This window comes from Marinospirillum celere (assembly GCF_900112235.1).
GTDB classification, from domain to species: Bacteria; Pseudomonadota; Gammaproteobacteria; order Pseudomonadales; family Halomonadaceae; genus Marinospirillum; species Marinospirillum celere.
The window spans coordinates 506,618-520,670 of record NZ_FOLH01000001.1; the positions used below are offsets into that span (position 1 = coordinate 506,618).

At 50.6% G+C, this 14,053-nt stretch carries 14 protein-coding genes; 8 read left to right on the plus strand and 6 right to left on the minus strand.

What is annotated here, in order from left to right; genetic code table 11:
• The first annotated feature begins 126 nt into the window (after positions 1-126).
• Genes BM185_RS02450 through BM185_RS02460 form a run of 3 tightly spaced genes read left to right on the plus strand, consistent with a single transcriptional unit; the run spans position 127 to position 4,052 of the window.
• The gene (locus BM185_RS02450) at positions 127-1,029 is read left to right on the plus strand and encodes a MurR/RpiR family transcriptional regulator (protein ID WP_091958720.1); all 903 of its coding nucleotides are present in this window, start codon (positions 127-129) and stop codon (positions 1,027-1,029) included.
• Positions 1,019-1,819 carry an enoyl-CoA hydratase/isomerase family protein gene (locus tag BM185_RS02455; protein WP_091958724.1) on the plus strand — a complete coding sequence of 267 codons (801 nt, stop codon included), beginning with the start codon at positions 1,019-1,021 and terminating at the stop codon, positions 1,817-1,819. The genes BM185_RS02450 and BM185_RS02455 overlap by 11 nt, the downstream gene beginning before the upstream one ends.
• Positions 1,820-1,829: 10 nt before the next feature.
• The gene (locus BM185_RS02460) at positions 1,830-4,052 is read left to right on the plus strand and encodes an acetate--CoA ligase family protein (RefSeq protein WP_091958727.1); all 2,223 of its coding nucleotides are present in this window, start codon (positions 1,830-1,832) and stop codon (positions 4,050-4,052) included.
• A 1-nt stretch (position 4,053) separates the two neighbouring features.
• Here BM185_RS02460 and BM185_RS02465 read toward each other — a convergent pair whose 3' ends face one another.
• On the minus strand, positions 4,054-4,833 hold the full coding sequence (locus BM185_RS02465) for a peptidoglycan DD-metalloendopeptidase family protein (RefSeq protein WP_177203445.1): 780 nt from the start codon (positions 4,831-4,833) through the stop codon (positions 4,054-4,056).
• A 217-nt stretch (positions 4,834-5,050) separates the two neighbouring features.
• On the opposite strand from BM185_RS02465, the gene BM185_RS02470 reads away from it, so the two are divergent.
• A complete protein-coding gene (locus BM185_RS02470) occupies positions 5,051-5,533 on the plus strand; it encodes an FKBP-type peptidyl-prolyl cis-trans isomerase (RefSeq protein ID WP_091958733.1) in 483 nt (160 codons plus the stop codon).
• 76 nt (positions 5,534-5,609) lie between these two features.
• On the opposite strand, the gene argF is transcribed toward BM185_RS02470, so the two are convergent.
• The gene (argF, locus tag BM185_RS02475; RefSeq protein WP_091958736.1) at positions 5,610-6,533 is read right to left on the minus strand and encodes an ornithine carbamoyltransferase; all 924 of its coding nucleotides are present in this window, start codon (positions 6,531-6,533) and stop codon (positions 5,610-5,612) included.
• An 18-nt stretch (positions 6,534-6,551) separates the two neighbouring features.
• Positions 6,552-7,742 (minus strand): aspartate aminotransferase family protein, encoded by a 1,191-nt coding sequence (locus BM185_RS02480; protein ID WP_091958739.1) that lies wholly within the window; start codon positions 7,740-7,742, stop codon positions 6,552-6,554.
• A gap of 214 nt (positions 7,743-7,956) precedes the next feature.
• Between BM185_RS02480 and grxD the strand changes: the two genes are divergently transcribed.
• Positions 7,957-8,283, plus strand: coding sequence for a Grx4 family monothiol glutaredoxin (grxD, locus tag BM185_RS02485; RefSeq protein ID WP_091958742.1), 327 nt, complete (start codon positions 7,957-7,959; stop codon positions 8,281-8,283).
• Here grxD and rnt read toward each other — a convergent pair whose 3' ends face one another.
• Positions 8,284-8,919, minus strand: coding sequence for a ribonuclease T (gene rnt / locus BM185_RS02490; protein WP_091959872.1), 636 nt, complete (start codon positions 8,917-8,919; stop codon positions 8,284-8,286).
• Positions 8,920-9,093: 174 nt separating this feature from the next.
• On the opposite strand from rnt, the gene BM185_RS02495 reads away from it, so the two are divergent.
• From BM185_RS02495 to BM185_RS02505, 3 genes are all read left to right on the plus strand, one after another.
• Complete coding sequence (locus BM185_RS02495; RefSeq protein ID WP_091958745.1) at positions 9,094-10,032, plus strand: MotY family protein; 939 nt, start codon at positions 9,094-9,096, stop codon at positions 10,030-10,032.
• Between the two features lie 118 nt (positions 10,033-10,150).
• Complete coding sequence (locus tag BM185_RS02500; protein ID WP_091958748.1) at positions 10,151-11,371, plus strand: argininosuccinate synthase; 1,221 nt, start codon at positions 10,151-10,153, stop codon at positions 11,369-11,371.
• Positions 11,372-11,493: 122 nt separating this feature from the next.
• Positions 11,494-12,636: a DUF294 nucleotidyltransferase-like domain-containing protein gene (locus tag BM185_RS02505; protein ID WP_091958750.1), complete on the plus strand. Its 1,143-nt coding sequence runs from the start codon at positions 11,494-11,496 to the stop codon at positions 12,634-12,636.
• A 10-nt stretch (positions 12,637-12,646) separates the two neighbouring features.
• Here BM185_RS02505 and BM185_RS02510 read toward each other — a convergent pair whose 3' ends face one another.
• Together BM185_RS02510 and BM185_RS02515 are read right to left on the minus strand one after the other, a co-directional pair.
• On the minus strand, positions 12,647-13,120 hold the full coding sequence (locus BM185_RS02510; RefSeq protein ID WP_091958754.1) for a copper chaperone PCu(A)C: 474 nt from the start codon (positions 13,118-13,120) through the stop codon (positions 12,647-12,649).
• Between the two features lie 12 nt (positions 13,121-13,132).
• A complete protein-coding gene (locus BM185_RS02515) occupies positions 13,133-13,741 on the minus strand; it encodes an SCO family protein (RefSeq protein WP_091958757.1) in 609 nt (202 codons plus the stop codon).
• Positions 13,742-14,053 lie beyond the last annotated feature (312 nt).

Here is a 14,053-nt window from a genome sequence, read left to right on the forward strand (position 1 = left end):
TCAGTTGTCTGGAAAAATTTGCGCAATAATTTGCATTTAAATTTTTATAAGCAAAAATATTTGCATTAAGGTTTTTTTCTGTCTAGAGTGCAGGTTAAGCAATGTTTACCGAGAGAGAGAAGAACTTTGGCACCCCGTACCCTGGAAGAGTTAAAACGTCGGCTGCAAACGCTCAATTCCCCCAACAGCGATCTCAAGCTGGGTAAAAGAGCCATGATGGCCTTAACCCAAATGATGGATAAGCCGGATGAGGTGGCTGTGGCTTCAATTTCAACCCTGGCTGAGAATGCTGGCGTGAATGCCTCTACGCTTAGCCGTTTGGTTCGTAAGCTGGGTTTTGAAAGCTTTGCTGAGTTTCAATTGATTTTTCGTAATCACTTGGCACGCACCAGTCGCACCAGTTTTTACAGTGACCTGGCCGGACAGTTGCTGGAAGAAGGAGACGCGGAAGAAACGCCTGCCTCCCTGGCCTTGATGACCCAGGTTGCTGAAGAGGAAACCAGCAATATTGCCCAGATGCTTAAAGGGCTGGACCTGCATGCACTTGAGAAAACCGTCAGCTTATTAATTTCTGCGCCCCGGGTCAGGGTTTATGGCCTACGACAGGCTTATACCATGGCTAATCTTTTTGCCTATGCTTTGGGCCTGTTGCGTCCGGATGTCAGCCTTCTGGGTAATCCTCATCATGGTGTTGCGCATGGTTTGACTGAGTTATCAGAGAAGGATGTATTGGTGGTTATCGGGGCTGCACCCTATACCCGTGGCACGGTTGCGGCAGCGCGCATTGCAGCCAATCACGGCATGCAGGTGGTTGCCATTACTGATTCCCATGGATCTCCTTTGGCGACTGAAGCTTCCCTGACCTTTGTGGCCCCAACCAGTGGTACCTGGTACAGCAATTCTATGGCTGCCTTTTTGGTTTTTATTGAGGGGTTGATGGCGATGGTTGCAGGTCGTCTCGGACGCAAGGGGCTGAGCAGCCTTAGACGTCATGAGTTGCTGATTGATGAGGTGAACCATGAATTATGATCAGCAGCCGGTTTTGGCTGAAATGAAAGACGAGGTGCTCTGGCTTACCTTGAATCGGCCTGAGCGGTTAAATGCAGTCAATCAAGCCGTGTATACCGCTTTGTGTGAGCAGTTGGATGCAGCCCGTGAGCGTTCCGATGTGCGCGCACTGGTGCTGACTGGCGCTGGCCGTGCTTTTTGCGTGGGCGCGGATATGAAGGCCCATGCAGAAGGCACCCGAACCGCTTATGAAAAAAGAGAATATTTGCGCGGTGAGCAGGAAGTTTGTCGGCGACTGGTGGAATATCCCAAGCCTATTGTTGCTGCAGTTAATGGTTATGCGCTGGGTGCTGGAGCTGAGTTGGCGGTGGCGGCTGATTTTCTGTTGATGAAGTCTGATGCGCTTTGGGGGCTCCCTGAAACCAGTATAGGTGCCTTTATTGGCGGTGGCATCTCTTGGCTTTTGCCTCAGCGTGTTGGCATGACTCAAGCCAAGGAGTTAGTCCTCTTGGGTGAAAAAATTACCGGTGATCAAGCTGTTCATCTTGGCTTGGCACACCGAAGCCTGGTGGCTGAGGGTTTAGACAGTTTTCATCAGCAGGTGCAGGAGTTTGCCAGGCGTTTGGCTAAACAGGCACCTTTGTCTATGGCTTTGGCTAAGCAACAGCTTAATCTAGCTGGGCAGCGGAGTTTGACGGATGCCTTAACTGCTGAGCTGGAAGGCATGATGTTCTGTAGCAGTACAGAAGACTGGCAGGAAGGGGTGAATGCCTTTACTGAAAAACGTAACCCCGTTTTTAGTGGACGTTAGGAGTCTGACCATGAATCAGCAAGCAAAGACCAGTGCCCAAGAGCTTCTTGCCAGCCTTTATCCCTCATCCCTGATGGTGGTGGGTGCTTCGGCTGATCCAGGTAAACGCGGCTATCAGGCGGTTCAGGCCCTGGTTACCGAGGGGTTTCAAGGCCGTATTTACCCGGTCAACCCCCGGCTGGAGCAACTTCTCGGCCTGACTTGCTATCCGGAAATTGCCGCTGTCCCCGGCGCGCCTGAATTGGCCTTGGTGTGTACGCCTGCGGCTAGCTTACCCGAAGTGCTGGATGCCTGTGGTCGTAAAGGGGTGAAAACGGCGGTGGTTTTGGCCAGCGGTTTTGCTGAAGTGGGTGCAGCAGGCCAGGCTCTGCAAAATCTAAGTCTGGCGGTTGCCAGAAATTGGGGGCTGCGCCTGATAGGTCCCAACACTTCAGGTGTCTTTAACATGCATGCGGCCATGAATCTGGTTGGTTATCGAGATCTGCGTCCTGGTCCTTTGGGAATTTTGTCCCAGTCCGGCAATATGGCCCTGTCTTTGGTAACTGAAGGAACTCTGCAGCTGCATTCAGGTTTTAGTAGTTATATTGGCGTGGGTAATGCCTCAGATTTGGCTTTCCATGATTATCTGGATTATTTCCTGCTGGATCAGGGAACGGGTGCCCTAGCGGCCTATATTGAGGGCCTGGATGCCGGTCAGGCTTTTTTACAGGCAGCTCGTCAGTTTACAGCCAGTAAACCTTTGGTGGTTTATAAATCAGGGCGTTCAGCATCCGGTCAAAAAGCAGCTAAATCCCATACCGGTGCCCTGGCAGGTAACTATCAGGTGGCCAGGGGTGTTATGCGTCAGGCCGGAGTAGTCCTGGTCAATCAACCCGATTACTTGCTCCCAGTGGCTGAGGCCCTGGCAACCCAGCCTCTGGTTAAAGGAGGCCGTGTTGCCGTTTTGGCGGACGGTGGCGGACATGCCACCATTGCAGCCGATGCGCTGGATAGTTTGGGGTTGCCTCTGGCCCAATTAAGTGCTGCCAGTCAGAAGGCTTTGGCGGCTTGTCTTCCAGCGACGGCGAGTTTGACGAACCCGATTGATGTGGCCGGAGCGACAGATACTGACCCTGAGGTTTTTGCACGCTGTGCAGAAATTTTATTGGCTGACCCTGGTGTGGATCAGCTACTGCTGGTCGGACTCTTTGGTGGCTATGCCTTGCGCTTTGATCCGCAGCTTTTGATTGCTGAGCGACAAACAGCCCTGCAATTGGCGGACTTAGCCAGAGCCAGTGGCAAGCCCTTGTTGGTACATAGTCTTTATGCGCTCTATAAGCCAGAGCCGCTGGCACTTTTGGTAGAAGAAGGCTTTCCGGTTTTTTCCAGTATTGAAGTGGCTGTAGCCGCAGTTCAGGCCTTAACTGACTATTCGGCTTATCGATTCAGAGAAGCGACGGATGATTATCTGACTGGCGAAGGCGAAGCCAGTCGGCGTGCGCTTAAGATTTTGGATGGAGCCCGCTTTGAAGGCCGCTCAGCCCTGCTTGAGCCTGAAGCCAAGCAATTGCTGAAGGCTTTTGAGGTGCAACTGCCAGAAGAGCTGTGGCTGAGATCCAGAGAGGATTTACAGCAGTTGGATGCTGCCTGGTTGACCCAGCCCTTGGCGATGAAGCTGGTTTCGCAGGATATTCTACATAAATCTGACGCCGGTGGCGTGGAACTGAATCTGCTTGGCTTGGAAGACCTGGATGCAGCCTGGCAACGTATAGAGCTAAGTGCTGCCAAGTATGCAGCGGATGCCAAATTACAGGGGTGTCTGCTGGTGCCTATGGCCAGTAACCAGGCAACGGAAGTGATTCTGGGAGTAACTCGGGACTCTCAATATGGCCCTCTACTGATGTTTGGTTTGGGTGGCATTTTTGTTGAGGTTCTGGAAGATGTGGTGTTCAGGGCCTTGCCGCTGAGCCGGGCTGATGCATGGGATATGCTGGCTGGTATTCGCTCTGCCAAGGTACTTGAAGGGGTGCGTGGTCAGCCACCGGTTGATAAGTCGGCACTGGTTGAGCTGATGCTGAAGGTTTCAGCCTTGGTGACAGCTCATCCTGAGATAGCGGAAATGGATCTGAATCCTGTGCGTTGTTACCGTGAAGGCTACAAGGTACTGGATGCCAGGGTGCTTTTGAATACCCAGCGAGCGACTTCGTCTTCTGCCCTGGAAAAACTGGAGTTACTACCCGAGTTGGTACACTAGCTTAATCCTTCCAAGGCAGGGCTGGCAGATAATTTTCTGGTGATACAGCTCTGCCTTCTTCACGCAGTTCAAAATAAATACCAGGTTGATTGATTTGACGCTGGTGGCCTGCTGAACATACAGGGTGGCGTCCAGAGAGCCGGTTTCTTTCTTCCACAAAGAGCGCATGGCAGTAGCCGTAGATGGACTGGCGTCTGCCGCTGTGTTCAACGATTACGACTCTGCCAAAGCCACGCATTTCTCCTGCAAAAACGACTTGCCCGGGTGCTATGGGGAAAATTTCTTCTCTAGGCTCAGTCTCCAGAGTCAGCCCCTGATGAACTCCCCAGCGCTGGTGGGAAAAGTTGATTCTGACTTGGGGGTTGTCTACGGGCCAGCGATAACCATTTATATCTCGACCCTCCACAGGAATAATAATTCTTTGGCCAATACCTAAGCGTTCAGGTTGGAGCCCAGGATTGGCTTGGGTCAAACTCAGCAACGAAATATGAAAATGCTGGGCCAGTTTGCTTAGAGTATCGCCGGGCTGAATACGATAATAATAAGGGCCTTCAGCTGGTACATCGCTAGAGCGCTCAGGGAGTCTCAGGCTGCGGGAAGAATTCAAGGGTGTTTCCTGAGAGCGCGGGTTGAAGCGTTTTAATTCAGCTTCGCTGACGGGCAAGCGATGGGCAACCTGGCCAAAACTTTCGCCAGGTTGAGGCTGATAAAAGGGTTGAAAGCCACTGGGTGGAGGTGTATCCAGTCTCGAGGGGGTTGAGCAGCCTGCTAGAACGAGCACAAGGATCAGGAATGGAATGAATAATCGCCAGCAACTCCTGAATTCAAGACTAAGGCTCACTGATTCTCCTGTCCTGCGGGTTGATATGAGGCTGGTCATAAGTTTAACACTTCATATTGTTGAATAAACATCGGCCATGAAAAAGATAGGAAAATTTGTGTTATCGGGGTTCAGGTCGCTACAATATAAGATCAATTCACCGAAACAGGATTATTCTATGCAAGTTGCAGCCAATAAGGTCATTGGTATTCATTACACACTTACCAATGATGATGGACAGGTTCTGGATTCCTCCCAGGGCGGCAACCCACTTTTCTATCTGCATGGCCACAGTAACATCATTCCCGGTCTTGAGTCTCAGCTTGAAGGCAAGCAGAAGGGTGATGAGTTTGACGTGGTCGTCAAGCCTAAAGATGGCTATGGTGAAAGGAATGACGAGCTGGTTCAGCAGGTTCAGCGCGAAGCTTTTCAGGGTGTTGAGCAGATTGAACCGGGAATGCAGTTTCAAACTCAGGGTCCAGGTGGCGCTATGGTCGTGACGGTCATTGAAGCGAATGACGAAACCGTCACTATTGATGCCAACCATCCGCTGGCAGGTGTTTCTCTGAACTTTAAAGGCAGCATCGATTCAGTTCGTGAAGCTAGTGAAGATGAAGTTCAGCACGGGCATGCCCACGAAGGTGACTTGGCTGATCACTGAATAAAGCCAGGTTTACCAAAAAAGCCCCTGGTACCCATTGAATGGGCCAGGGGCTTTTTATTGGCTGTTGGTTAGTTTACATCGGCTGTAGCGGGGAACCTGTAATCAAAAATTCAAGTAGGGCCTTTTGGGCATGCAGGCGGTTGCCAGCTTCCTGGAAAACGACTGAACGATGATCATCCAGCATGTCTTCACTGATTTCTTCGCCTCGGTGTGCGGGTAAACAGTGCATGAAGAGGGCATCCTTGGCAGCCAGGTCCATAAGCTGTGGAGATACCTGGTAGTCTGCAAAGTCCCTTTTACGCCGATTCTGCTCGTCTTCCTGACCCATGGATGCCCAAACATCGGTAACTACCAATTGGACATCCTTGACGGCTTCTTGAGGGTTACGAACCAAGGTCACCCGGTCTTCAAAATCCTTGACCAGGGTTTCGGAAGGCTCATAGCCTTCAGGGCAGCAGATGCGCAACTGGAAATCAAACTGGCGGGCAGCACGAATATAGGAGTTACACATATTGTTGCCATCGCCGATCCAGGTTACGGTTTTGCCTTGCAAGCTGCCACGACATTCAACAAAAGTTTGGACATCGGCCAGTAGCTGACAGGGGTGAAAATCATCGGTTAGGGCATTAATGACAGGAATTGTTGAATGCTGAGCAAAGGTTTCCAGGTCCTGGTGGGAGAAGGTGCGGACCATGACTGCATCCACCATTTCCGAAAGGACTCTTGCGGTGTCCTGCAAAGGTTCGCCACGACCTAGTTGGGTATCCTTGGGCGACAAGAAGATGGCTGAGCCGCCCAGTTGAGTCATGCCAGCTTCAAAAGAAACACGGGTCCGGGTCGAGGATTTTTCAAAAATCATCGCCAGAACCTTATTCTTCAAGGGCTCATCAAGCAAGCCGGCCTTGTGGCGACGCTTGAGTTCTATAGCTCGCTGAATGACTCTTTCCAGCTCCTGTGGAGAGAGATCAGAGAGGGTTAAAAAATGTCGCACGCTCATAACTTGAGGCTCTCAGCTTTAAGGGATCTTGGTAGTTTCTAACCAGTGAATGACCAATTGTGAAAGGCGTTCGACCAGCTGGTCGGCTTCCTGGTCACTAAAAATCAGGGGTGGCAGCAGGCGAATGACTGATCCTGCAGTCACATTGATGAGCAGGCCAGCATCCAGAGCCAATTTAACCAGTTCGCCACAGGGGCGATCCAGTTCCAGGCCGATCATCAGTCCGCGCCCTCGAATGGCAAGCAGCTCTTCACGGTTGCCCAGGTGTTCCTGGAAGCCTTCACGAATCCGCTGGCCGAGTTTTTCTGCGGCTTGGCAGAGGTTATCTTGCTCAAGCGTGTTGAGTACAGCAAGGACCGTTGCACAACCCAGCGGTGTGCCACCATAGGTAGAACCATGATGACCTGGCTGAAAAAGTTCTGCAGCCTTCCCCTGAGCCATAACTGCGCCGATTGGAAAGCCATTACCCAGCCCTTTGGCTGTAGAAACAACGTCTGGCTTCCAATTAAAGCGCTGGAAGGCAAAGTAGTGACCGGTACGCCCATTACCTGTTTGCACTTCATCAAACATTAACAGCATGTCCTTGTCATCACAAAGCTGACGCAAGCCTTGCAGGAATTCATTTGAAGCTGCTTTCAGGCCACCTTCGCCCTGTATGGGCTCCACCAGAATGGCCGCTATATCCTGGCGGCTTTCCAGAATGCTGCGTGCTGCTTCCAGATCATCATAGGCGCAGCGGATAAAACCACTGACCAGAGGTTCAAAACCTGCTTGAACCTTGCGGTTACCGGTTGCTGTCAAGGTTGCCAGGGTGCGGCCATGAAAAGCATTTTCCATGACCAAAATCTGAGGTTTGTCGATACCCCGGTTGTGGCCATGCAGGCGGGCCAGTTTAATCGCGCCTTCGTTGGCCTCGGCACCTGAATTACAGAAGAAAACACGCTCCATACCACTCAACTGGGTGAGTTTTTGGGCTGCGGCTTCCTGGATGGGAATTTGATAGAGATTGGAGGTGTGAATCAGTTGGCCCGCCTGCTCGCAAATCGCGTGGGTAACTGCAGGGTGCGAGTGGCCCAAGCCACAAACAGCGATTCCGCTGAGTGCATCCAGGTAAGTTTTGCCTTCTGTATCCGTTAACCAAGCGCCCTTGCCAGAAGCAAAAGCAATAGGTAAACGACCATAGGTGTGCATCAGGGCAGTGTCGGCCATGGTGCAGATATCCTCGTTAATAGAGTTAAGGGCCTTGAACCCGAGAAAAAAGATCCAGTCTAAGCACTTGCCTGATCACTGGCAAGAAGGGGACTAAATTTTCCATGTAACTTGTTAAATACCACCTTAGCCAGCTAAAATTGACTGGGTTAGTCAGGTATTAGCTAAAAACTGGCAATGCCCACTTGTTTTATTAATCAAAAGGTGAATCTTCATGTCAACAACGCTGGATACCATTAAAGAGCAAATCAGCAGCAACCCTGTCCTTCTCTATATGAAGGGAACGCCCCAGATGCCTCAGTGTGGTTTTTCAGGGCAGTCTGTCCAGGCTCTAATGGCTTGTGGTCAGAAATTTGCCTTTGTCAATATTCTAGAGCATCCGGATATTCGTGCAGAGCTGCCCAAATATGCTAACTGGCCAACCTTCCCTCAGCTATGGCTGAATGGTGAGCTGGTCGGTGGTAATGACATCATTCTTGATCTGCATCAACAAGGTGAACTGCAGAAGATGGTCGAAGAGGCTGCTGCTTCAGCCGCCTGATCAAATCTGCTCTGGCATGGTTCTGAGTGCAAGCTCCCAACCACCCAGTTCATGCCAGGTATTAACCACCGTGCAGAAGAGTTCAGCGGTTCTTTCAGTATCATAGCTTGCTGAATGAGCTTCTTTGTTGTCAAACTCAATTCCCGCTGCCCGGCAGGCTTTGGCCAGCACCGTCTGGCCAAAGGCTAAAGCTCCCAGAGTGGCTGTATCAAAGCTGGAAAAGGGGTGAAACGGGTTGCGCTTGATATTACAGCGCTCCACCGCCGCATTAATAAAGCCCAAATCAAAGCTGGCGTTGTGTCCAACGAGAATGGCACGAGTGCAGTCATGGGCTTTAATGGCTTTGCGAACCATTTTAAAAATCTCGCTAAGCGCTTCTTTCTCGTCCATGGCAATGCTCTGTCGAAAGCTGCTTTCCAGATTGATCTTGGTAAATTCCAGTGCTGACTTTTCAATGTTGGCACCTTCAAAAGGAATCAGGTGCTTGGACATGGATTGCTCAGGCAGCAGGATGCCATTTTCATCCATGGTCAAGGTGGTTGCTGAAACTTCCAGCAAGGCATCGGTTTGTGAATTGAAGCCAGCTGTTTCTACATCGACCACCACAGGCAGGTAACCACGAAAACGACGAGACATGGGATGCTTGCTGTTGGGCTGACTGGTCACGTAGAACTCCTGATTGCTGTAAGCTAATCGCTTGATCCGCCTAGCTTAACATGCTTTTTACTAAAGTTTCTGCTGGGACGGCCGATTCAGCTGGTGTAAAGTAATATCCTTGGTTCAGTCATTATTTAGCATAGGAATGACCCAGTGACAGCTCAGCAGGCAAGTGAGTATTCCAGCTTTCCCAAAAAGAAACCTGCCAAGCATTGGTTGGGCAGCCTTCTGGCACCCTGTCTTTTGCTGATGGCTGCCCCTGCAGCGGCTACCAATTGGCAGGGTGGTTACCAAGATGGTCTCTGGGAGGCAAGTGAACCTTCTCAGTTGCAGTGTGAACTCAATCATTATATTCCTGATTTTGGCGCTGCCCGCTTTATTCACCGCTCTGGTGAAGAAATCCGCCTGGAAATTGATACCTTTCGACATGCCTTGAGAAGAGGGCGTGTTGATCTGGTCGCCCTGGCACCTGATTGGCAGCCTGGCTTAGGTACTCGCAACCTGGGTTATTACCAGTTGGAAACCACCGATTATCCATTGGAAATCGGTACTCAAGAGACGGAATTAATTCTTGAATCCCTGCGCCAGGGGCGGATGCCGTCTTTGGTTCAAACGGCAGCCGATGAGCGTGTTCAGCGCCGTCGGGCCAGTATGACACCAGTCCGTTTTCATCAGGCTTTTGCAGATTTCCAGGCCTGTCAGGCACAGTTGCTGCCTGTTAATTATGATCAGATTGGCGATATAATGATCAACTTCAATGTTGGTAATAATAGTTTAAGTGCTGCCGACAGAGAAAAACTGGATTTGCTGGTTCGCTATGTCCACGCTGATCCTGAAATTGAACGGGTGCATGTGGACGGTCACTCAGATTCAACGGGAACCCGCACTCGCAATCGTGAGCTTTCTCATGAAAGAGCCCAAAACGTGACTCGTTATCTGGTTGCTAGAGGCTTGTCGGAAGATTTAATTACGACCCAGTTTCATGGTCAGCGTTACCCGATAGCGGATAATCGTACCCAGGATGGGCGCTATAAAAACCGCCGGGTTACCATTAAATTGGAACGTGAACTGGATATTCGGCCTCTCTTCTAGACTTCGGTTCTGACGCCGCTTGCGTTATACTTATACCCATCAAATTTTAGGGGCTGCCAGGCAGCCCCTTTCTGGTTTTTCATGCCTTTTAGCCCGGCAGGGCAGCTAAGGAGCTTATATGTCAGATGTAAAAAAGGTGGTGTTGGCCTATTCCGGTGGTCTGGATACTTCGATCATTCTGAAATGGTTGGAAGATACCTATAACTGTGAGGTGGTAACCTTTACCGCTGACCTGGGTCAGGGTGAAGAGTTGGAACCTGCACGTGCCAAGGCCGAGCAAATGGGTGTTAAGGAAATCTATATAGAGGACCTGCGCGAAGAATTTGTTCGGGATTATGTTTTCCCCATGTTTCGTGCCAACACCGTTTACGAAGGTGAATACCTGCTGGGTACGTCCATAGCACGTCCCTTGATTGCCAAGCGTCTGGTCGAAATTGCCAATGCAACAGGTGCTGATGCCATTTCCCACGGTGCCACGGGCAAGGGTAATGACCAGGTGCGTTTTGAATTGGGTGCCTATGCACTCAAGCCGGGTGTCAAAGTTATTGCTCCCTGGCGCGAATGGGATCTCTTGTCGCGTGAAAAACTCATGGCCTATGCCAAAGAGCATAATATCCCGGTTGATTTTGCCAAGCAGGGCACCAAATCCCCCTATTCCATGGATGCCAACCTGCTGCACATCTCCTATGAAGGCGGCATTTTGGAAGATCCCTGGGCGGAACCTGAAGAAGAAATGTGGCGCTGGAGTGTTAGCCCTGAAGCGGCACCCGATGAACCTACTTATATCGAACTGACTTATGAGAAGGGCGATATCGTTGCTATTGATGGTGAACGCCTCAAGCCTCATGAAGTGCTGGAAAAGCTCAATAAACTGGGTGGTGCCAATGGTATTGGTCGTCTGGATATCGTTGAAAACCGCTATGTGGGCATGAAGTCCCGTGGTGCCTATGAGACACCCGGTGGCACTATTATGCTCAAAGCCCACCGTGCGATAGAATCCATCACTCTGGACCGTGAAGTGGCTCACCTGAAAGATGAGTTGATGCCTCGCTACGCCGAAGTGATTTATAACGGCTACTGGTGGAGCCCTGAGCGTCGCATGCTGCAGGAAATGATTGATCAATCCCAGGAAGTGGTTAACGGTAAGGTGAAGGTCAAGCTTTACAAGGGCAATGTCATTCCTGTGGGCCGTGTTTCTGACGACACCCTGTTTGATGAAAGTATTGCAACCTTTGAAGATGATGCTGGCGCTTATGATCAGAAGGATGCTGAAGGCTTTATCAAGCTGAATGCTTTGCGTCTGAGAATTGCTGCCAGCAAAGGCCGCAAACTGGACTGATCAGGTTTCTTCTGTGAGTTCAGCAAAAACCGCCACTGAGATGGCGGTTTTTTTATGCCGGAAGGATTGGGCTTTATTGCCGGAGCTGACTAAAATAACCCTAAGAATAACAAGGAGGCTCTATGCAATTTCTGGCCCGTTCGTCACCTTGGCGACAGCTTTTCCAGAGTTTGGAAACTGAATTCCCGTCCTCATCCGATTATTTGATCCAGCCTTTGAACGAGGTTTTACAACAGTTTTCTGGAAATTTGAAAGTCGACCAGATCAAATCCTGGCAGCTGGAGTTGGTTAAGGCTTTTCGACGCTTGGATTTACCGGCTTGGAGGATCAGTCAGCTGATCAGTGATCATAATGCTTGGCTGTATCGTCGGGCACTGAAGGAGTCTCTGGATGAAATGAACCGTTATGGCTGGGGTGAGCCACCCAGAAAATTTTGCGTGCTCCTGCTGGGTTCAGGAGCGCGCCAGGAGAGCTTGTTAAGGCCAGACCAGGATAATGCCATGATCATTGAGGATTATCCTGAAAGTCGCCACCAGGAAATTGATACCTGGTTTCAACACCTGGGAGAAAGCTTTACCAACAAGCTGGATCAAGTGGGTATTCCCTTGTGTAAAGGCCATGTGATGGCCCGCTGGCCGCTATGGCGTAAGCCTTTGAAAGAATGGAAAACCCAGATGCAAATCTGGACAGCAGGACGAATTGTTAAACGAGTCCAGCTTTCCAATATTCTCTTGGATTTTAGCTGTGTCTACGGTGAAGCGGCTCTGGAAAAGGCTTTCCGCAAGGAACTGAAACGCCTAGTACCCAAAGCCAGTGGTTTTTTGCATGAAATGGGAGAGCTGCTTGATGAAATTCCTGTTGCTCTGGACACCTTTGAGCGCTTGGCAAGCGATGATCAGGAAGCACCTCATTCATATGCTTTGAATTTAAAGCGTCAGGGGCTGCTGCCTCTGCAAACCAGCGTGCGCCTGCTTTGCCTGACTCAAGGCCTGTTGGCCGGAGTGACTACTCGAGAGCGTTTAACTCTTTTATTAGCGGAGGGCTGGGTATCTTCAGAGGAGGCGAGCGATCTTTTGGCCAGTCTGGAGCACTTACAAGAGCTCTTGTTAAGTGCTCAGCTGGCCAGTCTGGAAGCGGGTCGCCAGGCTGATAACTGGATCGATACTCGCCAATTAACTGGACGCCAGAAGGTGCTCCTCAAGCAGGACTTGAAATTAATACGGGCCCTGGTTAAAAGGGCCCGTAAAGCGGCAACTTCGGCTTAAAGTATCTCACTTAGTGATGCTGATGACTGTCCTGCTGGTGGCCACCTTGATGTCCATGAACCCGTTTTACCGGCAGGTTAAGCTCAATTAGGCTGCCATCATCCAGTGTCAGAGTTATTTCAACCTGGGTATCGGTGTTCAAACCACTGTGTAGATCAATCAGCATCAGGTGTAAGCCACCGGGTTCCAGCCGGGCCACACCACCAGCGGGCAGCTCAATTTGAGAGACGCGACGCATTTGCATAACCCCGTCAACTTCAGTATGCGTATGCAGTTCCACGGCTGCTGAAACGGGGCTGCTGGCATCAACAAGGGCCCTTTTTTCACTGCCATGGTTATGCAATTCCATAAAGGCAGCTGTGACCTGACTGCCTGGTGGCACGGCTCTGACATGAGGGTTTTTGACCTGAATATCCATGGCTTGCAGTTGAAAGCTGGCGACCAGGAGAAGTAGCCAGCTTGCTAGTTGAAGGTGTTTTTTCATGAGCTTGTCCTGTTATTGTATTTCCGCCAGAGCCTTGGTTAGGGTCTCGTTGAGCTGATTACCACTGACATTATGCGATAGGGTGGTGATGAGTTCGCCCTTGTTGGTTGCCAAATAAAAATCAGAGGTATGATCGACGGCATATTCCATGGCTGAATCCATCTCGACTTTGCGGTAAAAGGCACCATATTCGCTGGCCAGCTGTTGCAAATAGTCTTTATCGCCAGTTACGCCCAGGATGCCGGCATCAAAAAATTCGACATAGGCCTGTAGCCTTTCGGGTGTGTCGCGATCAGGGTCAACGGAAATAAAAATAGGCTGCACTCTGTCCCTGACATCTCCGGGCAGGTTTTCCAGGGCGCGTGACAAAAACACCATGGACATGGGGCAGATATCCGGGCACCAGGTATAGCCAAAGAAAATCAGTGCCAGTTGGTTATCTTCTAAATCACTCAAAGAAACTTCACCCTCTTTGCTTTGCAGCGTGAAAGGGGCTCCGGTCGGTTTTTCAGCCAGAGCTGTCTGCTCGGGTTGTTGATTGAGTCCACTCCAGATTTGTACGGCTGCAATCAGGGCAATAACAGCCACGCCACCGAGAAGTAGTGTTTTGTTGGTTTTCATAAGTTGCTCTCGTAGATACAGACGGATCAGGTTAGCTATTGGTCGAGAGGCTGGAAGGAGGTGCGCGGGCTAAAAAGACAGGAAGCAGGTCTGTGGGCAAGTTAGCCAGGTTTTTTGGAGTTGGACAGTTTTGAGATCCAGGGGTGAGGCTAAGGTTAAGGGAACTGGGCCCGGTTACTGGCGTTGAAAGTATGCAAGCTGGGCATAAGGAAGGACCTGTCTTGGATTCCAGGGGCTCGCCATCAGGACTAAAAAAAAGTCGTTCTCCAGAACCCTGCCAGCTACAGATTTCCAGGCTACCATCTGCATGGA

What these genes read in the sequence shown, in the direction of transcription:
- argF (WP_091958736.1), bottom strand. Translation starts at nt 6,533, where the DNA reads ATGAGCGTGCGACATTTTTTAACCCTCTCTGATCTCTCTCCACAGGAG.
- grxD (WP_091958742.1), top strand. Translation starts at nt 7,957, where the DNA reads ATGTCAACAACGCTGGATACCATTAAAGAGCAAATCAGCAGCAACCCT.
- BM185_RS02455 (WP_091958724.1), top strand. Translation starts at nt 1,019, where the DNA reads ATGAATTATGATCAGCAGCCGGTTTTGGCTGAAATGAAAGACGAGGTG.
- BM185_RS02500 (WP_091958748.1), top strand. Translation starts at nt 10,151, where the DNA reads ATGTCAGATGTAAAAAAGGTGGTGTTGGCCTATTCCGGTGGTCTGGAT.
- BM185_RS02510 (WP_091958754.1), bottom strand. Translation starts at nt 13,120, where the DNA reads ATGAAAAAACACCTTCAACTAGCAAGCTGGCTACTTCTCCTGGTCGCC.
- BM185_RS02480 (WP_091958739.1), bottom strand. Translation starts at nt 7,742, where the DNA reads ATGGCCGACACTGCCCTGATGCACACCTATGGTCGTTTACCTATTGCT.
- BM185_RS02515 (WP_091958757.1), bottom strand. Translation starts at nt 13,741, where the DNA reads ATGAAAACCAACAAAACACTACTTCTCGGTGGCGTGGCTGTTATTGCC.
- BM185_RS02505 (WP_091958750.1), top strand. Translation starts at nt 11,494, where the DNA reads ATGCAATTTCTGGCCCGTTCGTCACCTTGGCGACAGCTTTTCCAGAGT.
- BM185_RS02460 (WP_091958727.1), top strand. Translation starts at nt 1,830, where the DNA reads ATGAATCAGCAAGCAAAGACCAGTGCCCAAGAGCTTCTTGCCAGCCTT.
- rnt (WP_091959872.1), bottom strand. Translation starts at nt 8,919, where the DNA reads ATGTCTCGTCGTTTTCGTGGTTACCTGCCTGTGGTGGTCGATGTAGAA.
- BM185_RS02470 (WP_091958733.1), top strand. Translation starts at nt 5,051, where the DNA reads ATGCAAGTTGCAGCCAATAAGGTCATTGGTATTCATTACACACTTACC.